Origin of the sequence: Paenibacillus mesotrionivorans, from assembly GCF_046098205.1 — a bacterium.
Classification (GTDB): Bacteria; Bacillota; Bacilli; order Paenibacillales; family NBRC-103111; genus Paenibacillus_AR; species Paenibacillus_AR mesotrionivorans.
This window is the reverse complement of record NZ_JBJURJ010000010.1, coordinates 48,314-74,148: the sequence shown is the minus strand read 5'-3', so window position 1 is coordinate 74,148 and position 25,835 is coordinate 48,314. Positions and strand designations below refer to the sequence as shown.

At 55.2% G+C, this 25,835-nt stretch carries 18 protein-coding genes; 9 read left to right on the top strand and 9 right to left on the bottom strand.

Going from position 1 to position 25,835, the window contains the following annotated elements; all coding sequences use genetic code 11:
• Positions 1-152 precede the first annotated feature (152 nt).
• The 5 genes from ACI1P1_RS16155 to ACI1P1_RS16135 all read left to right on the top strand — a co-directional run bounded on the left by ACI1P1_RS16155 (position 153) and on the right by ACI1P1_RS16135 (position 7,964).
• Complete coding sequence (locus tag ACI1P1_RS16155) at positions 153-2,447, top strand: ATP-dependent helicase (RefSeq protein ID WP_416217456.1); 2,295 nt, start codon at positions 153-155, stop codon at positions 2,445-2,447.
• Positions 2,448-2,963: 516 nt separating this feature from the next.
• Positions 2,964-3,602, top strand: a complete 639-nt coding sequence (locus ACI1P1_RS16150; protein WP_416217455.1) for a TetR/AcrR family transcriptional regulator — start codon at positions 2,964-2,966, stop codon at positions 3,600-3,602.
• The gene (locus tag ACI1P1_RS16145) at positions 3,595-4,878 is read left to right on the top strand and encodes an MFS transporter (protein ID WP_416217454.1); all 1,284 of its coding nucleotides are present in this window, start codon (positions 3,595-3,597) and stop codon (positions 4,876-4,878) included. The genes ACI1P1_RS16150 and ACI1P1_RS16145 overlap by 8 nt, the downstream gene beginning before the upstream one ends.
• Positions 4,878-7,196, top strand: coding sequence for an ABC transporter permease (locus ACI1P1_RS16140; RefSeq protein WP_416217586.1), 2,319 nt, complete (start codon positions 4,878-4,880; stop codon positions 7,194-7,196). The genes ACI1P1_RS16145 and ACI1P1_RS16140 overlap by 1 nt, the downstream gene beginning before the upstream one ends.
• 3 nt (positions 7,197-7,199) lie before the next feature.
• Positions 7,200-7,964, top strand: coding sequence for an ABC transporter ATP-binding protein (locus tag ACI1P1_RS16135; protein WP_416217453.1), 765 nt, complete (start codon positions 7,200-7,202; stop codon positions 7,962-7,964).
• Positions 7,965-8,033: 69 nt separating this feature from the next.
• On the opposite strand, the gene ACI1P1_RS16130 is transcribed toward ACI1P1_RS16135, so the two are convergent.
• The 4 genes from ACI1P1_RS16130 to ACI1P1_RS16115 form a co-directional block, all read right to left on the bottom strand.
• On the bottom strand, positions 8,034-9,905 hold the full coding sequence (locus ACI1P1_RS16130) for an S-layer homology domain-containing protein (protein ID WP_416217452.1): 1,872 nt from the start codon (positions 9,903-9,905) through the stop codon (positions 8,034-8,036).
• An 18-nt stretch (positions 9,906-9,923) separates the two neighbouring features.
• Positions 9,924-12,728, bottom strand: a complete 2,805-nt coding sequence (locus ACI1P1_RS16125; RefSeq protein WP_416217451.1) for an Ig-like domain-containing protein — start codon at positions 12,726-12,728, stop codon at positions 9,924-9,926.
• 192 nt (positions 12,729-12,920) lie between these two features.
• Complete coding sequence (locus ACI1P1_RS16120) at positions 12,921-14,540, bottom strand: response regulator transcription factor (RefSeq protein ID WP_416217450.1); 1,620 nt, start codon at positions 14,538-14,540, stop codon at positions 12,921-12,923.
• Positions 14,518-16,305, bottom strand: a complete 1,788-nt coding sequence (locus tag ACI1P1_RS16115) for a sensor histidine kinase (protein WP_416217449.1) — start codon at positions 16,303-16,305, stop codon at positions 14,518-14,520. Before ACI1P1_RS16115 ends, ACI1P1_RS16120 begins: the two co-directional genes overlap by 23 nt.
• A 421-nt stretch (positions 16,306-16,726) precedes the next feature.
• Here ACI1P1_RS16115 and ACI1P1_RS16110 point away from each other — a divergent pair, with 421 nt between their 5' ends.
• From ACI1P1_RS16110 to ACI1P1_RS16100, 3 genes are all read left to right on the top strand, one after another.
• Complete coding sequence (locus ACI1P1_RS16110; RefSeq protein ID WP_416217448.1) at positions 16,727-18,484, top strand: extracellular solute-binding protein; 1,758 nt, start codon at positions 16,727-16,729, stop codon at positions 18,482-18,484.
• Positions 18,463-19,599 (top strand): ABC transporter permease, encoded by a 1,137-nt coding sequence (locus tag ACI1P1_RS16105; protein ID WP_416217447.1) that lies wholly within the window; start codon positions 18,463-18,465, stop codon positions 19,597-19,599. The genes ACI1P1_RS16110 and ACI1P1_RS16105 overlap by 22 nt, the downstream gene beginning before the upstream one ends.
• 466 nt (positions 19,600-20,065) lie before the next feature.
• Complete coding sequence (locus tag ACI1P1_RS16100; RefSeq protein WP_416217446.1) at positions 20,066-20,950, top strand: carbohydrate ABC transporter permease; 885 nt, start codon at positions 20,066-20,068, stop codon at positions 20,948-20,950.
• A 41-nt stretch (positions 20,951-20,991) separates the two neighbouring features.
• On the opposite strand, the gene ACI1P1_RS16095 is transcribed toward ACI1P1_RS16100, so the two are convergent.
• From ACI1P1_RS16095 to ACI1P1_RS16085, 3 genes are all read right to left on the bottom strand, one after another.
• Positions 20,992-21,996 carry an HAAS signaling domain-containing protein gene (locus ACI1P1_RS16095; protein ID WP_416217445.1) on the bottom strand — a complete coding sequence of 335 codons (1,005 nt, stop codon included), beginning with the start codon at positions 21,994-21,996 and terminating at the stop codon, positions 20,992-20,994.
• Positions 21,993-22,331: a PadR family transcriptional regulator gene (locus ACI1P1_RS16090; protein ID WP_416217585.1), complete on the bottom strand. Its 339-nt coding sequence runs from the start codon at positions 22,329-22,331 to the stop codon at positions 21,993-21,995. Before ACI1P1_RS16090 ends, ACI1P1_RS16095 begins: the two co-directional genes overlap by 4 nt.
• 141 nt (positions 22,332-22,472) lie before the next feature.
• Positions 22,473-23,222, bottom strand: coding sequence for a WecB/TagA/CpsF family glycosyltransferase (locus ACI1P1_RS16085; RefSeq protein ID WP_416217444.1), 750 nt, complete (start codon positions 23,220-23,222; stop codon positions 22,473-22,475).
• Positions 23,223-23,343: 121 nt separating this feature from the next.
• On the opposite strand from ACI1P1_RS16085, the gene ACI1P1_RS16080 reads away from it, so the two are divergent.
• Positions 23,344-24,321, top strand: coding sequence for a Gfo/Idh/MocA family protein (locus tag ACI1P1_RS16080; protein ID WP_416217443.1), 978 nt, complete (start codon positions 23,344-23,346; stop codon positions 24,319-24,321).
• Here ACI1P1_RS16080 and ACI1P1_RS16075 read toward each other — a convergent pair.
• Together ACI1P1_RS16075 and ACI1P1_RS16070 are read right to left on the bottom strand one after the other, a co-directional pair.
• Positions 24,313-24,948 (bottom strand): cyclodeaminase/cyclohydrolase family protein, encoded by a 636-nt coding sequence (locus ACI1P1_RS16075; protein ID WP_416217442.1) that lies wholly within the window; start codon positions 24,946-24,948, stop codon positions 24,313-24,315. The two genes, ACI1P1_RS16080 and ACI1P1_RS16075, sit on opposite strands and share 9 nt — an antisense overlap.
• Positions 24,945-25,805 carry a bifunctional 5,10-methylenetetrahydrofolate dehydrogenase/5,10-methenyltetrahydrofolate cyclohydrolase gene (locus ACI1P1_RS16070; protein ID WP_416217441.1) on the bottom strand — a complete coding sequence of 287 codons (861 nt, stop codon included), beginning with the start codon at positions 25,803-25,805 and terminating at the stop codon, positions 24,945-24,947. Before ACI1P1_RS16070 ends, ACI1P1_RS16075 begins: the two co-directional genes overlap by 4 nt.
• Between the last annotated feature and the right edge of the window lie 30 nt (positions 25,806-25,835).

Here is a 25,835-nt window from a genome sequence, read left to right as displayed (position 1 = left end):
GTCGTATCTGAAAACCCGCTCACTTCGCGGCAGCTTTTCCGTTTCAGCCGGATGGATGTCAGGTACTCTGATGTCCGCCCGGTTTTTTTCTGCTCTTGCACAACATGATATAATGCCAGTAAGGGTTTAGCAAAAGAAAGGAACGGAAGAGTATGAGAGACACAGCCGGATTTTTTCAGCGGAAAAAAGCGGAGCTTGGTGTGGAATTGAATGAGGTGCAAGCGAAGGCCGCGGTGCAAACCGAAGGGCCGATGCTGCTGTTAGCTACACCTGGCTCCGGCAAAACCACAACGATTATTATGCGGACCGGCTATTTAATACAGGAGAAGGGGGTGGCCCCTTCGCGGATTAAGGCGGTCACCTTCAGCAAGGCGTCGGCAATGGATATGAAGGAGCGGTTCAGCCGGTTTTTCCCGGAGCTGCCGCCTGTGGACTTCTCCACCATACACAGCCTCGCCTTCGAGGTGATGCGGGAGTATTTCTGGAAGAGGAAAACGACCTTCAAGATCATTGAGGGCGACATCTCCACAGAAGAGCAGGAAATCCTCCAGGAGAACGGCCAGCTGCCCCTCCACAAAAAAATCATTCTCCGGGACCTCTACAGCTCTGTTGCCCGCGAGCGGATAACGGATGACCAGCTGGAGGATTTGACCACCTATATCAGCTTTATCAAAAACAAGATGCTGCCGCCGGACGAGTGGAAGTCCGTTAAATGCGATGTGCCCCAGGCGGAGCTGGTTCTCCAGGAGTACGAGAGGTTTAAGCAGTCGGGGCATTCCAGCCTGCTGGTGGATTTCGACGATATGCTCACTTGGGCGGAGCTGGCGCTGGAGGAGGACGGGGAGCTGCTGCGCAAATACCAGCGGCGCTACGATTACCTTCTCATCGACGAAGGCCAGGATACCTCCCTGGTCCAGCATGCCATTGCCGAGAAGCTGGCCCGGGAGCATGGGAACCTGTGCATTGTGGCGGATGATGATCAGTCCATCTACAGCTGGCGGGGAGCCGAACCCTCCTACCTCCTCCGGTTTCGGGACGTGTATCCCAATGCGGCCATTCTTTATATGGAGCAAAATTACCGTTCGTCCAAGGGGATTGTTCATGTGGCGAATGCGTTTATTAAGCGCAATAAGAACCGCTACGCCAAGAATATGTTCACCCATAATCCTTCACGCGGAAGGATTAAGCACAAGAGCTTTTCACGTTATGAATCCCAAACCCAGTATCTTGTTCAGGAGATAAAAGGCATTGAGGACCTTAGCGGAGCGGCGATTCTGTACCGGAACAATTCCTCCTCCATTGCGCTCATGAACGCCTTCGACAGGGCGGGGATCCCCTTTTATATGAAGGATGCGGATGTCCGGTTCTTTAGCCATTGGATGGTTGAGGACGTATTGAATTTTATGCGGTTAACCTTTTCGGACAAACGGACGGATATTCTGGAGAAAATCCATTTGAAGCTGAACGCGTACATTACCCGCCAGCAGATGGAGTCCGTAAGAGGCATCGACAACAATGAGTCCGTGTTCGATAACCTCCAGCAGTATGCGCCCATCCAGGATTACCAGGTGAAGCTTCTGCAGGAATGCAAGGAAACCTTCGAACAGATGCGTGGCACTCCCCCTCTGGATGCCATCAAGACCATCCGCGGGAAGCTGGGTTACGAAAAAGCCATCGAGCGGATGTGCGAACGGCTGGGCTTCCGCAAGGAGTATCTGCTGGGGATTCTGAACACGCTGGAGGGGATTGCAGAGGGTTTGGAGACCATGGTGCAATTCCACGAGCGGCTGAAGCATCTGGAGGCGGAGCTCAAGAAATCCAAACGGCGCAAGGGGCAAAATGCCGTCACCTTCTCCACCTTCCACAGCGCCAAGGGTCTGGAATTCGAGCATGTGTACATGATCGATCTGGTGGAGGGGGTTATTCCCTCCAAGGACGATGACCGGGGGACGCCGGAGGTGAAGCAGGCCTTGATGGAGGAGGCGGCCAGGCTGTTTTATGTAGGCATGACTCGGGCCAAGGTGAACCTCCAGATGATCTCCTACAAGGAGCGGGACGGGGAAAAAACCTCCGAATCCCGGTTTATCAGCGATGTGAGGAATATCCTCAATCCGCCGGAGCAGCAGGCAGAGAGCAAACGGGCGGAAGGGCAGAATAAACAGGCTTCGGGGCTGAGCAAACAGATAGCAGAGCAAAGGAAACAGACTGCCGCGTCCCGGCAAGGTGCGAACACCCAGCGGGCTTCTCGCCGGCAGGCTGCCGCCAATTCCAACGCCGTCCGCCAGCGGTCCGACCTGGCCAAGGGGCAGTCCGTCAAGCACCGGGTGTTCGGCAGCGGCACCATCTCCGGTCTGACGCATAAGGAAATCAGCATCCGCTTTACAGCTGGGGTGAAAACCTTCGACCTGGAAACCTGCCTGGAGATGGGGCTGCTGGAGCTGGTTTAGAAGCTTGGGGCTAAACGAGCAAATAAATATTCTTGTGGAATGACTGGGAGGGAAGAAGTGACTTGAGGGCGAGTTTTTTGGCGGCTTTTGAGCCTCCAAGAGACTTCTTTCCCGGTAAGGAATGAAACTCGATGAATATTTATTTGCCAGATTCTAACGGCGGCCAGAGACCTTATTTCAGCGAAAACACCGCTTCAAAAAATCTAACGGCGGCCACAGCCGCTATTTGAGCTTTTTACCCCGCCGAACCCCCTTTTTTAGCCCAATAACGTCTCCTGCTTCCGTTAGATTTTGCAGCACCCCGTTTTGGGGCAAATAGCGTCTCTCACCGCCGTTAGAAATTTAACCACTCACCTGGAGGGAGGTAAGGCAGCACGCAGGAGTTAGCCAGCCCCTTCTAAGACGGCAAACACACTCTCCCAGAGGCATACACCTCCTTGACAATCACAAGGGGGATATGTCATGATATTACCGACAGACAGTCGGTCTATAAAATTCGGGGAGGGACAGCACACCATGAGAATAGTGAAGAAACCCGAGGAACGCAGGGATGAAATACTGGATGCGGCGGATGAGCTGTTTGGCCAGAAGGGCTTCGACGGCACCAGCACCAACGATATTTTGGAGAAGGTGGGCATTGCCCGGGGCACGCTGTATTACCACTTCAAGTCCAAAGAGGATATTATGGACGCCCTCATCGAACGGTACAATACCCGGCTGATGGCTGCAGCCCGGGAGGTAGCGGGTCACAAGAGCATACCGGTCGTGGAGCGGATCATTCGCACCGTGGTATCCATGAATGTAGGCGGCGGAGGCGGTGAAGAGGTGATGGAGCATATCCACAAGCCCCAGAACGCGCTGATGCACCAGAAGATCCAGCGGATGATCGTCAGCGGCTTAACCCCTATCTTGGCAGACATGATCCGGGATGGGATAGAGGAAGGGCTGTTCAACACACCACATCCTTACGAATGTATGGAGATGGTGGTGATCTATGCCAATACGGTATTTGACGATGGAGCCGGTCTGACGGAGGAGGAGCTGGCAGCACGTATTCCGGCGCTCATCCACAACATAGAGCGGCTGCTGGGAGCAAAGCCGGGAAGCCTGGCGCCTGCCATGCGGATGTTCGGAGGGGAAGGCGGCCATGAGTAGGACGGGGAATCCCTTCGGAAAATTTATGCTGCTGTGGTCAGGCCAGCTGGTTTCTGCCATTGGCAGCGGGCTTTCCTCCTTTGGCCTGGGCGTATTTGTATTTGGTCTGACAGGCAAGGCCTCTGCAGTAGCGCTTGTTACCTTGTTTGCCTTTATGCCTGGACTGCTGCTAAGCGCTATATCCGGGGTGCTGGCGGACCGTTATGACCGCCGGCTGCTGATGGTGCTGGGGGATAGTCTCTCTGCCCTGGGTTTGGTGTTTATTCTGGTTTGTATGCTGCGCGGCGAGGTGCAGCTGTGGCAGATTTACCTGGGAGTGACGGTCAGCTCCATCTTTTCCTCCCTCCTGGACCCTGCCTACAAGGCTACTGTGACGGATTTGCTTACACCGGAGCAATTCACCAAGGCAAGCGGCTTTGTCCAGCTGGCCGGGTCCGCCAAGTTTCTTATTTCGCCGGTGATCGCCGGGTTTTTGCTCACGGTAGCGGATATTAAGCTGCTTCTTCTATTGGATATATGCACCTTTTTCCTAACCGTCACCTCCACCTTGGTGGTGCGCAAGGGCCTTGCTTCACAATGGAATAGTTCCCCCCAATCCTTTGTCCGGGAATTGAAGGAGGGCTGGGCTGCCGTTTCTGAAAACAGGGGTGTGCTGGTTCTGGTCATGATAGCCTCGGTCATTACCTTTTTCCTGGGTTTCATCCAGACCCTCGCCACGCCGTTGGTGCTGGCTTTTTCGGATAGTGCCGCATTGGGAACCATCATCACCATCGCTGCGTCGGGGATGCTGGTCACCAGCGTTGTTGTTGGCATTCTGCCCATCAAAAAAGGCTACGTGAAGCTGCTTTCCGTTTCCCTGTTTTTTGCCGGGCTGGGAATGGCGGCCTTTGGCATGAGGGAGAGTATGGTATGGATCAGCGCGGCGGGCTTTTTCTTCTTCGCTATGCTGCCCTTCGCCAATGCCAGCCTGGATTTCCTGACCCGCACCAATATCGAGAACAGCAAACAAGGCAGAGCCTGGGGGCTGATCGGGCTGATTTCCCAGCTGGGGTATGTGGCGGCTTATGCGGTTTCGGGCGTATTGGCGGACTATGTGTTTAACCCGCTTCTGACAGACGGGGGAGCTCTTGCGGGAAATATCGGAAGGCTGATCGGCACAGGTGCGGGCAGAGGTACGGGGCTTCTGATTATGGTGGCCGGAGGACTGTTATGCCTGACCTCGATTCTGCTGTACCAGGTGAAGTCCGTGAAGAGGCTGGAAGTAGGAGGGGTATGATGTTCGCGAGAATGATCCGCAATGATGTGCGGAAGAGCAAGGCGACCACCTTGATTACCACGTTGTTTGTTGGGGCGGCGGCTATGCTGGTGTCACTGGCGGCGCTGCTTGCCGTCCAGCTGACCGGGTCCATTGATGCCATGATGGTGAAGGCCAAAACCCCTCATTTTATGCAGATGCATGCGGGTCCTCTGGACCGGGAACGGCTTGCCGCTTTTGCGGAGCGGAACAGCAATGTGGAGGCTTACCAGGTGCTGGAGTTTCTGAATGTGGAGGGGGCGAGGATCGTATTGGGCGGGGAATCCCTGGCCGACAGCGCCCAGGACAACGGCTTCAGCACCCAAAGTGAACGCTTCGACTATCTGCTGGACCTGGATGGGAACATCATCCGCCCGGCGGCAGGAGAGCTGTACGTTCCGGTTGCCTATATGAAGGACCACAGCGCAAGGGTTGGCGATAAAGCCGTGATCGGCAGTCGGGAGCTGACGGTGGCCGGCTTTCTCCGGGATTCCCAGATGAATTCCACCCTGTCCTCCTCCAAGCGGTTTCTGGTCAGCGGGGAGGATTATGCGGCTCTTCGCAACCAGGGCAGCATTGAATATTTGATTGAATTCCGGCTGAAGGAGCTGTCGGAGCTGGGGGCCTTCGAAGCGGCTTATGCTTCCGCAGGGATGGAAGCGAACGGTCCGACGGTAACCTATCCGCTGTTCAGAATGCTCAATGCCATTTCCGACGGAATGATGATCGCGGTAATTCTATTGATGAGCGCACTGGTGGTGGCCGTCGCCATGCTGTGCATCCGTTTCACCCTGCTGGCCAAGATCGAGGAGGATTACCGGGAAATCGGTGTTCTGAAAGCCATCGGGCTTCGGGTAAGCGACATCAAAAAACTGTATCTGGCTAAATATACAGCTATTGCTGCTATTGGCTGTGTTCTGGGATATTCATTATCCTTGCTGTTCAAGGGGCTGCTGCTGGAGCAGATCAGGCTGTCTATGGGTGAAAGCGGGCATGAGGGGACGGCTCTGCTGGCGGGTCTGGCAGGCGTGCTGCTGGTATTCCTGGTAATCCTGGCTTATGTGAGCCGGGTATTGGCCCGGTTTAAGAGGATTTCTGCCGCCCAGGCCATCCGGTTCGGTATGCCGCAGGAGCGGTCACGCAAAACCGGTGGTATCAGCTTAAGCCGAAGCAGGCTGATGGATACGAACCTATTCCTGGGGATCAAAGATGTGCTCTCCCGCAAGAAGCTCTATGCTACCATGCTTGCGGTGCTGGTGATCGCGGCGTTTATTATGACCGTGCCCCAGAACCTGTACAGCACCATTTCCTCGGAGCGCTTCAGCACTTATATGGGCATCGGGCAGGCGGACCTGCGCTTCGACCTGCAGCAAACTGACGATATTGACGGCAAGTCCGCCGGCATTGCCAAGGCGCTGGAGGGTGACAATGCCGTAACGCAGCATACCGTATTGACCACACGGAGCTTTACCGCCCGTTCGGCAAATGGCGCAGAGGAGCGGTTGTATGTGGAGCTGGGGGACCATGAGGTCTTTCCGGTCAGCTATGCCAAGGGCCGGGCCCCCACCGCATACGGCGAAATTGCGCTGTCTGTGCTGAACGGGGAGGAGCTGGGCAAAGGTGTGGGCGATACCCTGACCCTCCTCGTGGATGGAAAAGAAAGCATCCTAACCGTATGCGGCCTTTATTCAGACATTACCAATGGCGGCAAAACGGCCAAGGCGGTGTTTGGGGCAACAAGCGGGGAAACCATGCGCAGCGTTATCTATGCCAAGCTGGCCGATCCGGCGGCTGTCCCCGGCAAGGTGAGGGAATATGCGGAGCGCTTCGGGTATGCCAAGGTGTCGGATATTGAGGCGTATATGGCCAAAACCTTCGGCTCCACCATCCGTGCTGTCGGTAAGGCAGCTTATGCCGCCTTTGCCGTTGCCCTGGCGCTTATGTTCCTGGTTACGCTATTGTTTATGAAGCTGCTGATGGCCAAGGACAGAAGCTCCATTGCCATTCTGAAGGCACTGGGCTTTACGGCGGCGGATATAGCCAGGCAATACGCCTCTCGCGCAGCAGCCGTGCTGGTAGTGGCCATTGTGCTTGGATTGATTCTGGCCAACACCCTGGGCGAGGTGGTGGCGGGAGCAGCGATTTCCTCCTTTGGCGCCTCAGCCTTCGAGTTTACGGTGAATCCCCTAGCGGCTTATCTGGTTTGTCCGTTGGCGATGGCAGCTTCGGTTATGCTGGCCACTGTGGCGGGCACCCGGGGAGCAGGTGACATTCAAATATCCCGGTACATGAAGGAGTAGACCATGAAAACGATGATACGCGGTGAGCAAATAGTCAAATCCTTCGGAGCCGGCATTGAAAAGGCCAGAGTCCTGGATGGGGTATCCGTGGAAATCCGGGAGGGGGAGTTTGTTTCGGTGATGGGTCCGTCGGGCTCGGGCAAATCCACCCTGATGTACGCCTTAAGCGGCATGGACAGCATCGACGGAGGACAGGTAATCTTCGAAGGCAAGGAGCTGTCGGCCCTGCCCGAGCAGGAGCTGGCGGATCTCCGCCGTACCCGGATGGGCTTTGTGTTCCAGCAGCCCACCCTCTTAAAGAATCTGAACCTGCTGGACAACATCATCCTCCCATCCATGCGGGACAACCGCAAAAACGCCTCAGGACTTGTGGAGAAGGCTAGGGCGCTGATGAAGAAAACGGGGATTGCGGAGCTGGAAAAAAGAGAGACCGCCCAAGTATCGGGCGGCCAGCTTCAGCGGGCAGGGATCTGCCGCGCTTTAATGGGCAATCCGCAGGTGATTTTCGGCGATGAGCCTACGGGAGCACTGAATTCGTCGGCGGCAGAGGAGATAATGGAGCTGCTGGCCGCCATAAACGAAGAGGGGACCACGGTGGTGCTGGTGACCCATGACGCCAAGGTTGCGGCGCGGTCCGGACGGATCCTGTTTATGCGCGACGGGGCTATTGTCAGCGAGCTGCTGCTTCCCCGGCCGGGGAACGGTGCGAAGGATATGGACAGCCGGGTGAAGGCGGTTCTTGCGAGGATGCAGGAGCTGGGGATTTAGGGGTTATGAAAATAATGAAAGAGCCGGCTTGCGCGAAGCAGCCGGCTCTTTTCGGTAGTTAAAAATAGATTAAGGCTTCAGCAGGTTGTACAGCAGCTGGGCCATCTCCGCCCGGCTTGCAGTCTGCCCGGGGTAAAGCTGGTTGTTGCTGCCACTAACGGCTCCTGCTTGGACGAAGTGGGACAGGCCTTCCTTTGCCCAAGGTGCGACTTGATCCACATCGCTGAAGTCAGACAGCTTCTGACTTCCGGAAGCCTCCGGCAGCTCCTGAATCAGCTTCAGGCTCTTGTACAGCAGGGTGAACATTTCCTGCCGCGTAATCTCCTGCTCCGGAGCGAAGCGGTTGTCGCCTACACCTTCGGCAATGCCCAGGTGTTTGGCAGCAGCCAGGTAATCGGTATAGTAGGCACCGCCTGCATCGGCGAAGTTATCGGCTGCGCCGGCCATCGGCTCCATTTGATAAGCACGCATTAGCAGTACAACGAATTGGCCTCTTGTCAGAGATTGCCCTGGGCTGTAAAGGTTCTCCTCTGTGCCGTCGGTAATCTTCCGGGCGGCTATGAAGGTAACGGCCTGTTCAAACCAGTCGGAGGCCTTCACATCCTGGAAGCTCACCTTATTGTAAGCCACTGCATAAACGGACAGGTGGGAGGTTGTGAAGGAGACCTTGGCGCCTGACTCCTCATAAGCGCCTCTCATCACCTGCAGCTTGCCGGTTGCCTGATTCACATAGTACACAATGATGGCATTGGAATCCTGACCGGCCTTTTTGGTATACGGAATGCTGATTTCGATTTGTTTTCCGCCAAAGCTGGTGATGGGAGTATTGCCTGCCTTCAGCACAATATCCAGCACCGGCCCGACGCTAATTTCAGTCTGTGCTGCAGCAGGCAGCAGCGTGGTGTCCACCTTGCTGACGGTAAGCGTCACAGGATTGGTTCCCGCTTGACCGGCAATTTCCTGTACAGTCTGTGCTTGAAGCAGCAGCTGGCCGATTCCCGCATCGATCCGCACATCCGCTTTGGTCTCCTTGCTGATTTGCCCCAGCAAACCGGCTGGAAGCGTCAGCTCCATGGAGGTGGGGGAGGCTGTGGAATCGGTGGCGGCTTTTATTTCCACCACCGCTTTATTGCCGGAGCTTTCCGCCTTTTTGGCGGTTTCGAGAAGAGTAGCTCCCGTTTTCTCGGAGAGGGCGGCTGTCCACTTTCCAGTTGCGGCATCCAATGCTCCCTTAACCGACACAGAAGCTGTGGAAATCCCGTCCTTTGCCGTTTCGGCAATCTTTTCATCGGTGGTAGCGGGGGGTGAATAGGAACCTCCGCCGGGACTGGAAGGCTGCTCCACCCCATTCCACTTGGCATACAGGTTGTAGTCGCCGGCTCCCATTACAAGCTTGCTGCCTGCCGCATATACGTGGCCTGTAACTGTGGCATCCGTGGTCCAGCCTGCGAAGGTATAACCGCTTTTGGACAATTGATTTATATTTCCCAGTACCACAGCTTCGTCACCGGGCTTGTATTGCTTTTCGTCAACAGGAACGCTGCCGCCGGTTTGTCCGTTCCCATGATAAACAACCTTATAGGTTTTGACAGGAGGAACAACGCTGCCGGTGATGGACAAAGCTTGTGCGGCCAAAGCACCGTCCTTGCTGTTCACATATACGCGGAATTGCTCCAGCGCACTCAATTTTCCGGTTGTGACGGATACCTTCAAGGCTCCGTTGGCATCTGCTGTGGCTTGGGCCATAGCTTGAACATAGTTTTCCGCCTGATTAACCACACGTACGGTATAGGCTTCACTGCTTGCAAAACCGCTGCCGGATACCTCCACCACTCCGCCACTGTAAACAGCCTTAACGGCTGCCGCTGCAGAGGCGATTGGGGCGGAGAAGGCGGACAGAAGCAGCGCCAATGCCAGCACTGCAAGTTTCATTCGTCTCATGTTCTGCCTCCTCCAGTCTTAGTTGGTGCTGCTGTGTGCATAGACTTCCGTATTCAGGTCCTCGCCTGTCAAATCCGGCATACCGCTGACCAGCCATGCTTCAATCTTGGTTCCGGGCTTTTGGTAGGAGACGGTTGCTTTGTTATCGGACAGGGAAGTGACCACCACGGAAACCTTGGCAGCTTCGCCTGTACCTTCGGTAAATTGAACCGCCAGGTACGCATCCTCCGGCACAGAGCCCTTTGTAATGGTGATATCCCGGGTATAACCGGCGCCGCCGGTTTTTTCCTCGCCGATGGACAAGCCGTATCCAACCTCGCCTGTCAGCTGGATATTGGAGAACTTCGCATAGTTCAGCTGTTCAATCTTATTGGCGACGTCATTGCTGTCTACAGCAAAGCCTACGTAAACAGACTCATTCATCGGTACGGTGCGTTCGCCGATTTTGGTCCAGTCACTGCCATTAATGGACCCGTAAGCGGTGAAAACATCGCCGGTGCGGTTCAGCTTAAGCCAGTATCCTTGTTCCACGCCTGCTTTCTTAAACCCAATATCTGCCACCAGATCGATGCCGGCTGCTTTAGCCGCAGCCACCGAATCCAATGTTTCCGTCAGAACATCCATATTGCCGCCATTGGTCGGCCGTGCAGCCAGATAAGCGGACCAGCAGTATGCTTTGGAGATCTTCACCCAGGACATGCCCAGAATGGCCGCCGCGCTGTCGGATTGCAGGTTGTCCCGGATCATGAGGCCTGTGAATGCATGATTGTCTACTGCGCCGATGGATTCCAGCTTGGTGACAATTTCCGTATCGCCGGTTACTTTCTTATAAACATAGTGGAAGTCGTCCTCGGCTTGAGAATAATATTCCCCTGAGGTCTCATTGCTTCCTTCACTGATACCCAGCTTGCCGTTGCCCTTAACGGTCATTACGCCGTCTGTCAGGCTGGCGGAGCCATCCAGATCAGGATCGCCGATATCACGGGATGCCCAGCCGTCCTGAGCCAATGCGCCGCTGACGGTATTCACATGAATTGTCGCTGCAGTGGACTGGGTGGCGTTGCCCTTGGAATCCGTTGCTCTTGCCGAAATGAAATAGGTACCGTCATTCAATGTATCTTTTGGAATGGTATACACATAATTTTCGCCTGCAGGCGTGGCGTCTCCCAGATATTCAGATCCGTTATACACAGCAACCTTGGCAATGGAGTTCCCAAAGTTGGATGCAGCTGTGATTGCCACAGGCACGTCCTGGTCGTCCGTGAATATGGTCTGATTTAGAGGCGCTGCCAAAGTCACCTCCGGATTTTCGGCAACATGCTCCATATCTACGAGGCCGTTCATGTACTGCTCCAGCCAGGTGTAGCCTCCACCGTTAGGTGCTGCAGTCTTATAAGCGTCTGCCACACCCCAGATGCCTTTGGCCTTTTCCCAGGAGTCGGCGATGCCGTTCAGGTTGGTGTCATAATCTGCCGGATGTTCGGCTTCAATGACGCCGAAGGGAGATACATAACCCCCTACCTCTTGCTCCACGTTCACATATCTTCCCAGGCCGTTCCTTACCTCCGCCACAATCCGGGCATCAATAGCATCACGGCGGGGATAGGTGGCCCCGGCCTTCTGCAGAATGCTCTCCAAGAGGGCGCTATTGGCCTCGGTGATGCTGTTATCCAGATAAGCATCAAAGCCTGCGTTATAGACGTTCTTGGTGACACCCGTACTGTCTCCGGAACGGTATGGTGTTGTTCGTACCACGGTCTTTTGATCCCCGTCCAAGTCGCCGGAGAACTTGAAATAAGGTGTATAGGTGGCGTCCAATACTCCTGTGGTTTTACCGTTAATGCTATTTCCGGCAACATAGAAGCCGCCCAGCTTGCCCTTTTCACCGGCGTCAATGATTTGGTCCTTCACATTGTCCCGTGTACCAGGTCCGGCAATGTTGATGTTGTTCATGTAGTTGACAAAGTTAAAGCCGCCGCCGTAAGGACCGTTAAAGCCCCAATTGTAAATGGCATTGTTGGAGAATTGCACTACCGCTACATGATCCTTGTCCGCTTTCCCGCCATAACCGCCGCCAAACCGGGGATTCCGGGAGGTGTGGTTCATATACAGGTTATGGTGGAAGGTGGTTTTGTCTCCGCCGGCAATACCGCCGTAGCCGTGGCGCCCCTTGGAGTGGCCTGAGAGGGTCAGGCTTTCATATACGGTTGACCATTGAATTGTACCATTCTGGCCCCGGTAGAGGGACAGCGTCTCGTCTGTATTCCAGCTGAAGGAGGAGTGGTCGATGATAAAATAGTTATTATCCCGTCCCCACAGCGCGTCCATGGAATCGCTTCCAGTATGGACATTAGTAGCACCCGGACGGAATTTCATATAACGAATGATGATATTTTCGGAGTCGCTGATATTGGTTTCATACCCGGCAAGGGTGATGCCGTTGCCTGGCGCAGTTTGTCCGGCGATGGTCAGATTCTTGCCGCTAATGCGAAGAGTACTCTTCAATTGAATGGTACCGGATACATGAAATACAATGGTACGGCCCCCTGCCGGGGTTTCCATGATCCCCTTACGAAGAGAGCCGTCAATTAGGGGGTTACCGGTTTCATTGTCCTCCAGATTGGTAACGATGTACACATCGCCGCCCCGGCCGCCGCTGGTATAAGCGCCGCCGCCCTCCGCACCGGGAAATGCAGGAATGTCTGCCCCGTTAAAGGCTGCCTGTGCCGTACCTCCGCCCACTGTCATTGCTGTTGAAAGCGCTATCAACCCGCTCAAACAAGCGGCAGTGACTTTCTTGATTGGTGCGTGTTTTAATTTCATTCTCTTTCTCCCTTCTAATTTATGATTCTGTTCACCTCAAGCCCCTGAGCATATCTGCCGCTTTTGAATGCAAGCATATACAAAAAAAGGAGTATCAAGGACCTGATACCCTCTTATCTTATACTTAATAGCCATTTCGATCGTGTCAAAAAGGATAATTTTTGTGCCAAATTTTGCTTGGGGCCGCAGCGCCTACTGCTCCGGCACCGCCAGAGACGTCTGATATTCCTTCGGATTCATACCGGTGTGGCGCTTGAAGGTCCGGTTGAAGTGGGAGACGCTTACGTAGCCCACCTCCTCCGCCACCTGAAACACCTTCCACCCGGGAGAGGCAAGAAGCGCCTTGGCCTTCTCCATCCGCAGCATCACGGTATATTCCGTTAGCGTTATGCCCGTTTCCCTGGTGAAGAGCCGGGATAAATAATTGGGATGCACATGAAGCTTCATGGCAATGTCCTGTACCGTAAAATCCTCCAGCAGCCCGCTGTTAATAAGCTGTTTGGCCTGGGCCAACAGCCGGCTGGTGGCATGCTGGGAGCGCTCCAGCATATAGTCCATATACAGCTCCGTCACCCGGAGAGCCCAGGCGCGCAGACGGGACACAGTAGCGGGGATTTGCATGGCATAGAAAATGGAGGTTTCCTCCTTGGCCCACTCCTGAAGGGGAACCTTCCGCTTCAGGGAGGCTTTGATCAGGCTGGCGGATACCGTATTGTACAGAAGCAGCAGCATATCATAGGTCCGGGCTGGCTTCATTCCCCCGTCACCGTCGAACCAATGCCGCAGATGATAGAGCGCCTGGGTCTTATCCAGCCGCTCCACCCATTGCTCGAAGCCGGGATAGCCAAACAGCGATTGCTCCTCCTCATCCCAGCCTCCCGCTTCTGGAGCGGCTCCTTGGATAATCCCCGATTCCCAGGCCAGCGTGAACCTGGCCCGTTCCTTCAGACGGATATATTCCTCATGAACAGTCCCCGCTGCAAAAAAACGCCCGCTCCAAAACAGCGACAGGGTACATCCCAAGGAACGTTTGGCTGTGCTGAGCAGAAGCTCGGCCATCCCCTCCATATAGCGTTTGGCAGCCTGGAGCTTGGCCTCGCTGTTCTGCTGCACCAGCACCACAAGCTGACGTTCGAAGTCATTGAACATGATGCACGGTGTGCCATGAAACAGAATCTCCCCCACCAGCTTCTGCAGCTTCAGCCGCTGGTACGGGTCCGTATCCTCCCGGGGCCATTCATCCACCCGGACCAGAAGCAGCAGGCAGGGGTCATCCTCCCGGATCTCCAGGCCGCAAGGATCAAGGGAGGTAGGACCCTTGGCGGTTTTGCCCCCTCCACGGACGATCCACTGCTGCAGGAAACGCTCCTGTAGAATGGGGCGGGCGCTGTCCATAGCCAACCCGGCATTCTCCAGCAGCTGGTGCTGCTCCAGCTCCGACTCCAGTGCTGTCAGTGCTTCCTGCACAGCCTGAACCAGCTCCATGTAGGGGACAGGTTTGGTCATATAGCGGAAGACATTCAGCAGAATCGCCCGTTGGGCCAGACGGAACTCATCCAGCCCGGAGATAATAATCACCTTGGTGTGGGGCGAAAGACTGCGGATGGCCTCCGTAAAATCCAGACCGTCCATGCCGGGCATCCGGATATCCGATATCACCAGATCGGTCCGGTATTCCCGCATCAGCTCCAGCGCCTGGACGGCGGAGGTGGCTTTGAACACATGGGCGATGCCCTGCTCCTCCCAATCGATATTGTGGGCCAGACTGTTTACCACCGCAGGCTCATCATCAAGAATCAGCAGATTGTACACGGGGCCGTTCCTCCTCTGCAGGAATCATTATATGGACAGTCAGGCCGTGGGTCTGCCTGCGCTCCAGCTTCAGTCCGGCTCCCGGCCCGTACCGCAGGGCAAGCCGCCAATGGGTATTGTTCAGCCCGCAGCCGAACTCCTCATGCTCCATGGTTTCCAGGCTTTGCTGCAGCCGGCTGAGTTCCTCCGGCGTAACCCCCTTGCCGTCATCCTCCACAGTCAGATGGATGCACGCCTCTTCCCGGTGCCCGCGGATGGCGATATGCTTGGGGCTGCCGTCGCCGGCCTCGATGCCGTGGACGAAGGCATTTTCCACCAGGGGCTGCAGGGTGAGTCTGGGAATGGCCGTATAGAGTAAGGCATCGGGAATATCGATGGAAAAGGTGATCCGCCCCGAAAAACGCAAACGCTGGATCTGGATGTACGCGTCGATATTGTCCAGCTCCTGGCGCAGGCTTACATAGTGGACGTCGCTTTTGGTGGCGTACCGGAAGTATTTGCTCAGATATAAGGACATGTTGGCGGCGGCCTCGTTGTTTTCGCCCATGGACATCTGGTAGATGAAGTTGAGGCAGTTGTAGAGAAAATGGGGATTAATCTGGGACTGAAGCAGCTTCAGCTGGGCCTGCTGCTGGTTGAGGCGCTCCACATAGATTTCGTTGACCAGGGTATCGATTTCGTCGGCCATGTTGTTAAACTGGGTATAAACAAAGCCGAACTCGTTGGCCGGCGGGTCTGGAATCCGGGTTTTGAGCCGGCCCAGCCTGACCTTGCCCATGGCCTCCACCAGCACCAGCACCGGCCGCAGGAGCTTCCGGTAGGCGAACAGCGTGTAGAGCAGGCCAAGGGCCGCAGAGCCGCACAGCACGCCGATGGTCCAGGCCCGGATACGGTGGATAGGCTTCATGATCTGCTTCTCGGCAAACAGCATGCCCAGAGTCAGGCCGGGGCCAGCAGATTTGTCGAAGAGGACGATGCTTTTTTGGCCCATGTGGGAGTAAGTGAAACGTCCGGTGGTTTCGGCTTTGCCTGCAATGACGGCTTGGAGCGTGGACAGCTCGGTGCCGGCATCGGCGGAGAAGATATCGCCCTCTTGTTCCCCGAAGATGAAGGCGGTGCCTTGTTCCCGCCCCTGCATCACCTCCATCCGGGGCCGGAGCTGGGCCACGGGAATATCTACGGAGACAATGACTCCGTTATCCGACTGGACGCCGGAGCCTCTGGCGAAGGTCAGCACGGTGCGCTGCTCCCGCTCCTGGGGGGAGAGAGGCTGGCTGGTATTGCCGCGACCGGGCTTCATGCGGAAAAACCATTTTTTTTCGGCTATGGCAATCTCTCGCACAAATAGAGGGGCGTCCTCTTCAATAGGGCCAAAGCCTGCTTTGGAGGAAAGCTTGCGGTTTTTGTCGCGCAGGTAGATGGTGATATCTCCCTCCAGATCGGCGGTATTGCTGTAAAATTGAAGCTGGCGCAGCTGCTGCACGTAGGTCCACAGATGCCCGGTTTCGTAGGGGGCCTGGTTAACGGCATTGAGCTCATTATCGCTGGCCAGCGAGTAGGTTAAGCTCTCGAATTTGCCCAGGGTGGATTCCAATTGGCTGGTTAGGAGCAACAGGGACTTGGAGGAGGAGGCCACCACCTCTTCCCGGACAGCTTCCATGCTGGCCGCATTGGTGTACCAGTACGTGGCGGCCAATGGCAGCAGCACCACAAGGAACCCGCCAATCATATTCCGGGCAACGGATGATTTCCATAGCTGCCGCATGCCAGTTTTCCCCCTTGTGGACGGTTCTCTTTATTATGATTGCGCTTACATAAACATGTGGTTTCTCCGTTGGATATATGTAGGATATCATGTTTCGGCTGCGGCAAATAGTCACGGGAAGGCAAGAAAGGTTAGATAAGGGCGTGGAGCGGGGGCGCCATGCTGCTTAAGATGGAAGCAACCGGCTGAGCAGTCTGGCAGATGAAACGAGAGGGTAAATACATTTTCATGTGGAATGAGGGCGAGTTTTTTGGCGGCTTTGAACCCTTATAATTCCGATCCAATCAAGGCCGACAAAACGTGTTTGAGCATCCAAGGCACTCTTTTCCCGGTAAGGAATGAAACCTTATGTATTTACCTATCTGTCGGTCAGACTTCTGGACGATAGCCGAAATGAAGATGGTCCAAAGGGGGAGCGGGAATGGGCAAAACGTGGAGGGTGGCCGCCGCCGGACTGGCGCTGGCGCTGTTTGCCGCAGGCTGTTCGGAGACGGAGGAAAAGGCGGAGCCCCAGGCCGGTGCCAGTGTGAGTCCGGCAGGCAGTGTTCAGCCGGAGGGAAAAGGGACAGCAGGCGGGGCCGGCTTTAAGAAGTTCGATCCGCCGGTAACCTTTACCCAGAACAAGATCAACACCGAAGGAACCGTCTACCAGCCGGGAGATTCCCTGGAGAACAACGGCTATACCCGTTGGCTTCAGAATGACCTGGGCATTATCGTCAAGCCCAAGTGGATCACCCCCAATCTGGAGACTGATGTGCAGAAGCTAAATATTGGAGCGGCAAGCGGCGGTTTGCCTGATGTGATCGGGGCCGAAGCACCCGTTCTCGGCAATTTAGCCCAGCAGGGTGTGCTGACGCCGCTGAACGATCTGATCGAAAAGCATGGTTCCCCGCTGCTGAAGCATGTGATTGAGCTGGCCCAGAAGGATGCCAAGGGCAAGCTGTTTTCCCCTTTTACCATCGACGGTAAAATTTATGCCTTCCCCAAAATGATCGACCGGATGGCATATTGGAGCACCAACTGGATCCGCAAGGATCTTCTGGAGGAGCTGGGCAAGCCGGTGCCCGCCACTCTGGCGGAGATGGAGGAGGTGTTGGCCGCCTACAAGGGTAAGTATCCCAACGGCACCGGCATGGTGCTGGATAAGGATATGCTGGGGGTTGATCTGCTGACCCAGGCCTTCGATGCACAGCCCAAGAAGTGGCGGCTGGACGGGGACGGCAAGGTAATTTACGGCAGCATCCAGCCCCAGATGAAGGAGGCGCTGGTGAAGCTCCACGATTGGTATGCCAAGGGCTACATCAACCGGGAATTCATCGCCAAGAACAATGACAACACCATCAGCGACCTGACGTCTGGCAATACCCTGACCTGGACCAACGGGCAGTGGTGGAATGTGTATTTCCCGTTCCCGGATATGTGGAAGAATGTGCCCAAGGCCAATATGGCGGCTTTGCCCACCTTGAAGGGGGACAACGGCAAACGCAGCGTCATCATCGATACGGTGTCCAATTACGGGGTGGCCATCAACAAAAGCTATAAGCAGCCTGAGGTAATCATTGCCTTATACAACATGCAGCTGGATTCCTTGTACCGCAGCAATGAGGTGATCCGCAAGGAGCTGGCGGGCAAGTATGAGTTCAAGTATCCAGTGACTGCCCTGCAAACCCCGCTGAATCCCACGGAGAAAAATGCCAGCCTGTTCAAATACAGCTACGGGCAGCCGGGCTGGGGCTGGTTCAACGACTTCCCGGACAATGACGCCAATGCCTGGGGCTTCCAGGGGCGGCTGGGCTCCGAGGCAGTGAACCGGCTGGAGCGGATTGCGGCAGCGTTGCAGAAGGGGAGCAAGGACGGTCTGAACGCCAGCGAGGTTAATGATTACGACGGGCTGTCCGCCGAACCCCAGCGGCCGAACGCCTTCCAATCCGTGCTCAGCACCTGGCTGGAGCGGGAGAAGGGCAGCTATGTGTCCGCCAATGTGTACCCGGGTGTGCCTACCCCGGCCATGACCCAAAAGAAAGCGTATCTGGATAAGCTGGAGGCGGAAACCTTCGCCCGGATCATCATGGGCCAGGAGCCTGCTGCTGCCTTCGACAAGTTCGTGGACTCCTGGAAAAAGGGCGGCGGCGACGACATCACCAAGGAGATTAACGCATGGTACCAAGCCAACAAGTAGAGCGGTCGGCAGGGGGGATGCAGGCTGCGGTGAAAAGTGGGCGGCCGGCGGCAGGCAAGAGCTGGCGGCAGGCGGAGGGAAGCGGCAAGCACAGGACTGGGCAATATGCGGCTGAGGTGCAGCCCGGTGGTTCTGCGTCCGGCCCACCCGGGCGAGCGGAGGAGAGGGGGTTGCGGCAGCAAGGGGGGCGGAGAATATCCGCCCTGCTTGGCAGACCTGCCCGGAGCGCAGGCCTGGCCAACAGCCCGGTGCTGTATCTCATGCTGCTGCCTTCAGCGGTGTTTCTGCTGATTTTCTCCTATGCCCCCATGTATGGGGTTGTGATCGCCTTCCAGAATTTTATGCCGGCCAAGGGGATGCTCCGTTCCGACTTTGTGGGGCTGGAGTGGTTCACCTTCATCTTCCAGATGCCGGACTTTGGGCAAATTTTGTATAACACAGTAGCCATCGCGGGGCTGAAGATTTTGTTCGGCCAGCTGGCGCCGATCGTCTTTGCACTGCTGCTGAATGAGGCCCGGGGCAGACTTTTTAAACGGACCGTTCAAACCTTTGTGTATCTGCCGCATTTTTTGTCCTGGGTGATTATCGGCGGGATTTTTATGGATTTGCTGTCCACGGAGGGGATCGTCAACCGTTTGGTTCAGGCGGTTGGCGGTCAGCCGGTATTTTTCCTGGGGGACAATGATTGGTTCAAGTTTACGCTGGTGGCCACGGAGGTCTGGAAAAGCTTCGGCTGGGGGGCGATCCTGTATCTGGCGGCGCTGACCACCATCAACCCGGAGCTGTATGAGGCGGCAACGATGGACGGGGCGGGCCGGTGGGGCAGAATCCGCTACATTACCCTGCCCTCCCTGGTGCCAACGATGATTCTGCTGGGGGCCTTAAGCCTGGGCAGCATCCTGGACGCGGGCTTCGACCAGATTCTGGTGCTGTACAACCCCGCGGTGTACAAGTCGGGGGACATTATCGACACCTTCGTCTACCGGCAGGGGCTTCTCCAGATGCAGTACAGCATGTCGGCGGCTATCGGGGTGTTCAAGTCGGTTGTTAGTTTATTGTTTATCGCCTTGTCCAACTGGGCGGCTGCCCGGTTTGCAGGATATCGGCTGTTTTAGGGGCGGGGGATGTGGCTGGGGCAGGAGGCGGTTGGATTTGGTTACTAACTGTGCTGGGGCAACGGGTTGGTTGTGTTTGGCTGGGCGCTAACGGAACTACGCGACGCTTAGCCGATGAATGATGCGCGAATTAAATTCTTACGGAACTGAGAAGCTCTTACAGGCAAAATTTGCTGCAAAAACACCGCGTTCTCACTCCTAAGGGCGTCTGAGTTCCGTTACAGGTGCAGAACGCAGATATTTGCTGTTTAAGAGTCGCTCAGTTCCGTTAGCGCCCCGGCAAGCTCTAGCCCCTGCCGCAAACGCAGCATGACCCGGCAAACCCTGCTTACCCCGGCCCCTCCATACCGCCAACAACGCCGAATCCGCCGTCCCCAGCTTACGAAGTTAACTTTGCCAGAGGCAAAGTTCAGCCTATGCTTACGAAGCAAGCTTTCCTACGGAAAGCTCCCAGGAGGTGCTACCCTTGCCATACGATAAATCGGCGGGTTCCCGTATTTTTGAGCTTTTGAACAATACGCTGCTTGCTTTGCTTGCCCTGCTGTGTGCGTTTCCTTTTGTCCATCTGCTGGCGGTTTCCCTGAGCGATTCCGCCGCTACTCTGGCCAACCGGGTGACGGTTGTGCCGATTGGGTTCAACATGGAGGCATACAGCAAGGTGTTCGGCAACACCGCCTTCTTCCAGGCCTTCGGCGTTTCCGTGCTGCGGACGGTGACCGGTACGGCCATCAACCTGCTGCTGATCCTGGTGACCGCCTATCCTTTATCCAAAACCCCACAGGAGATGAAGGGGCGCAACACCATCATCTGGTTCTACATTGTACCTTTGCTGTTCAACGGCGGGCTGATCCCCTATTTTCTCATCGTCAAAAGCATGGGCCTTATCGACAGCTTCTGGTCCCTGGTGCTGCCCAGTGCGGTGCAGATTTTCAACATTCTGATGATGATGCATTTTTTCCGGGGGATCAACAAAAGCATGATCGAGTCTGCCATGATGGACGGCGCCGGCCATCTGACGCTGCTGTTCCGGATTTATTTGCCCGTCTCGATGGCGTCGGTGGCCACTCTGTCCCTGTTCGCGGTGGTGTTCCATTGGAACGACTGGTTTACGGGACTCCTTTTTCTCAACGACAATAAGCTGTGGCCGCTCCAGACCTATCTGAAGCAGATGATCGTCACCATTGACGTCAGCAAGCTGACCAAGGATGATCTGGACCTATTGGGAAAACTCTCCAATAAATCCCTGCGGGCGGCCCAACTCTTGGTGGCTACGGTGCCCATCCTGCTTTTGTACCCGTTTCTGCAGAAATATTTCGTCAGCGGCATTACGGTAGGCTCTGTAAAAGAATAAACGAAACTCCCCCTTCAAGGCCGAAGGGGGAGTTCTTCTGTTTACCGTCTCGAACCCCGGCTCCGCAGGAAACCGTCCACGGAGTCCCAGACGCTGATAACCACAACCACAAGGATGAAAGCATAACCGCTGTTATTGGACCAGGTGATGAGATCATCGGAGCCTGCTTTTGCAAAAATCTCGTTGAAGGTGCTTTGCAGAGAGACGTTCCACAAAGCTTCATCATTGACCATCACTGTGATCAAAGCACAGATCAGAAGATTGAACAGTGTGTTGCCGACGGCCAGCGGGAACGTCCATCTCTCCAGTACCAGCTTCCATATGGATAACAATAGAGCGAACAGGCCGGCTACCAGAATAAAGATGCTGTAAACGGACAAATGCTCGGTGTTGAAAAGAGGTGTAACGGTTCTGCCGGACGGATTACTGGAAATGACACTGATTACTTCAGGGCGGGTCAGAAGCAGGAAGGTGAAAAATATGGCGGCGCAAATACCGATAATGGTACCGCTCTTCGAGATTTTGCTCCTCTTGGACAGGGACTGGCTGGGCAGATTCTCGATCCGCCAAGGTTTGGCCTTCGTGAAGGTAGGACCGCCCAGGACATTCTTGCGCTCCAGAACCACAAATATAATCGTCACCCATAGAGCAGCCTGAAGCAATCCTTCAATCACCCCGCCTACCGTTCCTGCGATGTAGCTGGCTATACTTTCGGCCGCATTATATGCTCCCGCATCGTCGAACATCCAATCTAGGCTGATCAGCACCGTGAAGGTAACCGCCACAATGCCCAATACCAGCTTCAGCACTTCGATGTACCGGTCATACACAGCCGGACCGATTAAATACCGCTTGGTGGGAGAGTATTGCAGGGCAAGCTCCGCAGGGTCTCCCATGGATTCCAGTACCTGACGGATATCCTCCTCGCTGGGATCATCCGGCAGCATATCCAAAATATTGGACCGCAGCTCCAGCTTCACATCCGACTGGAGCTTCTCCGGCAGGCGGTCTGCCACCGCATCAATATACCGTTCAATCAGAGTCATTTCTCATCGTCCTCCTTCAATAACATGGCCAGTTGGCTGCTCATTTGCATCCATTCGTCCTTCAGCCTCTCATAAACCGCTTTGCCGGTTGGGCTGAGCATATAATATTTCCGCGGTCTGCTTTCGGTGGTATCCCATTCACTGGATAGAAGGCCCTGCTTCTCCAGCCGGCGCAGGAGCGGGTACAAGGTGTTGGCTTCAATGGCGGCCTGCTTCTCCTCCAGCTTCTGGACCAGGGAGTAGCCGTATTCGGGCGACCGCAGCTGGCTCAATACTGACAGCACCAGCGTTCCGCGTTTGAGCTCCACGATCAATGTGTTCATGAGCTCGTCGATGGATTCCATATCATCACCTCACTGTTAATATACTGTATGACACACAATATAGTCAATATATAAATATCATGGATTTTAAAATAATGGTTCATTCCGCCACCCGCAAAAAAAGAGAGGCATCATCCTCCCTTGTAAGATCCTCTATTTCCGGATAACCGCCCGGTAAAAAAACTTGGGCAAAGCGGATTGCCGCCGCCACCGGGACTTTTGGCCTTTGGCCACGGGAACCGTCAGCAGCCGGTGCAGCCATTCCAGGTTCATAGCCTTCCAGATGGCCGGTGCGGGCTTCACCTTACCCGAGATTACATCCAGGCTTCCACCCACGCCAAACACCAGCTTCACCCCGTCCAGCTCCCGCTTGTTCCGGTAAATCCACTTGTCCGTGTAAGGCGCGCCCATGGCGATAACCAGCACATCCGGCTTGGATTGTTTCATCTCCTGCAGAATGGAGAGCTCCTCGTCCCCGGAGAAAAATCCGTTATGTCTGCCTGCCACCACCACTTGGGGATAGCGGGTTTGGATATTTTCCACTGCAGCCAGGCTGGTAGTTTCGTCCGTCCCCAGAAAGTAAAAGCTCCATTTCCGGTCATTTCCCTGTTCCAAAAGACGGAGGAGAAGATCGTATCCGGTAACACGCTCCGGCACAGGGTCGCCCTTACGCTTGGAGGCCATCACGATGCCCGCTCCGTCGGGCGTGATCAGATCCGCTTCGGCGATGATGGTCTGCAGCAGCTTGTCCGTTTGGCGGACGATGGCAATCTCCGGGTTGGCGGTGATCAGGTGGAACAGCTTCGGCTGCTCCTGCCGGATGTGTTCAGATAAGAGCTCTACCGTTTCGTGCATGGTCAATTTGGAAAATGGGATGCCCAATATATTGACAGTGTCTATCATACGCTCACCTTTCCGTGGGCGGGCTTAAAGCCGCCCTTTTTTCCTCTTCCCAATAGTATACCAATATGCCACAATGAAGCATATCAGGGATTTCCAATACATGGAGACAAAGGAGAAACGTATGGGAACATTTACATTCGGAATTATGGGCGCCGGGAAAATTGCCAAGAAATTTTGCGCCGCGGTAAAGCTTATTGAGGGCTGCAAGGTAACGGCGGTATCCAGCAAATCTTTGGAACGGGCCACGGAGTTTGCAGCGGAGCAGGGTATCCCTTCCGCGTATGACAGCTATGAGCAGATGCTGGTCCGGGAGAAGCCGGACTGCGTCTACATCGCAGCCACAACAGATGCTCATTATGAGTTATGTATGCTTTGCCTGGACCACCGGGTGCCGGTGCTTTGTGAAAAAGCCATGTTTGTGAGCAGTGCGCAGGCGGAGACGGTATTTGCCCGGGCCAAAGAACTGAATGTATTTGTTATGGAGGCTATGTGGAGCCGATTTTTGCCTGCCGTCAACCAGGCCAAGCAGTGGCTTACCGAAGGACTCATCGGCAAACCCCAATCTTTGGATTTGGCCATCGGATTCGTGGCGCCGGCTGACAAGACCAACCGTTATTTTAACCCCGAGCTGGGCGGCGGAGCCGCTTATGATATTACGGTGTATGCCTACGAAATCGCTACATACATGGTGGCTGCCCCTATCGAAGATATGCAGGTGGCTGCCATTTGGGCGGATACCGGCGTGGATGTGACCAATCATATCATCCTGCGTTATTCGCATTTGTTGGCTTCCCTGCGCACCAGCATTGTAAGCGCTTTGGACCAGGGGCAGGGTCTGGTGATCTATGGCGACAGCGGCAAAATCGTCGTTCCCCGCCCCCATTTTGCCTCAGAAGCCCTTTTGTATACGAACCAACAGGAGCCTCACATCCATTATAAGGACGAACAAACCCAAAACGGCTTTGTCTACCAAATCCAAGAAGCCATGCAATGTATCCGGAACGGCCAAATCGAAAGCTCCACCGTGCCTCATGAGCTGACCCTGCAGTGTGCACGGCTGTTTGACCGGATTGGGGAAACACGGCCGCAGTTACTCTGAGATTCTGGTGTGGACAATCTGTAAGGTGGAGCTTTTCAATTCATAGATTTCCTCCATCAGGGCGGAAAGCTCCTCCCGGTAAGGCCGGACCTGTTCCGGGTCCTTCAGCGAGGCCAGGTTAATTTCTACTGTGAGCAAGGCGGATTGTGCAGCCGCCTCCAGCAGGATGATTCCAATACCCAGATCGGAGATGACGTTTTTGTTGGAGATTTCAGCAATGCTGCGGGCATGGGCCATACCCGTTCGGCACACCGTGATCAGGCGGAGGGGAACGGCGATGGCTTGCAGAATGGCATGGTGCAGCGTATTTTTGCGGTACTGTTTTTCCTCATCTGTCTGTTTGGGGAGCTTCAGGGCATCCATGTACTGATCAAAAGAAGCGATGTCCGCTTGCAGCAGCCTTTCACATTCGCCGGTCAGCTCCTTCATTTCCTGAAGGACTTGGGTAATCTGGGGCTGGAACGCAGCGAATTTTTCACCTTGGGACAAGCTGCCTGCCATGGAGGTCATGGCTGCCCCCAGTGCAGCGGCAACGGCGGCGGCGCTTCCTCCACCGGGTGTAGGGCTGGAGCTTCCCGCCTGCTCCAAAAAATTCCGGATGCTTTGATCCCATATAGGATTGCTCATTTTCTATGCGCCTCCTTGGATTGAAGAGAAATGGCCTTCATCAGGTTTTGAAACAGGATCGCGGTTGTCAGGGTTCCTACTCCGCCCGGAACCGGGGACAGGGCCGCAGCAACCATTGCTGCTTCGGGAGATACGTCGCCTGCGATTTTTCCCTCCTCCGTTTCATTGATTCCTGCATCGATAAGAGTCAGATCGGCGTGCACCATCGCCCCCTTCACCACATGGAGCCGGCCTACGGCAACAAAGGCAATTTCTGCATGACCCAAATGAAAGGCCAGATCCGGTGTGCGGGAGTGGCATACCGTTACCGTGGCATTTTCCCGCTGCAGCATATGGAACAGGGGAAGGCCTACGGTTTGTCCCCTTCCCACCAAAGTCACCTTTTTACCCTCAAGGTTGTATCCGTAATGCTTCAGCAATTGAATACAGGCTTGGGGAGTTGCCGGATAAAGTCCCGCTTCCCCTGTAACCACAGCCAGCTTGTTGGCGGGAGTCACACCGTCGATATCCTTCAACGTGGAGATGGCAGCTGTAATGCAGCCTGCCTGAAGATGCCCGGGCAGAGGCAGCTCCAGCATGATCCCGTGAACGGAAGGGTCATCATTCAGACGGGTGATAAGCTGAAGGATTTCATTTTCCGGGGTGTGAGACGGGAGGGTATGGAGCGAAAACGCCACCCCCAGCTTTTCCGCAGTTTTTTGTTTGGCCTGGGCGTAGTAGAGAGAGGCGGGGTCACCCTCCACCAGTACCGCTGCCATGTGGGGGTGAACATCCTCCTTCTTTAACCTCTCCACTTTGCTTCTAACTGAATCGTATACCTGCTCCGCCGCTTCCTTGGCTTTTAAAAGTTTAACCATCGGCATTCCCTCCATACAAATAGGATTAAA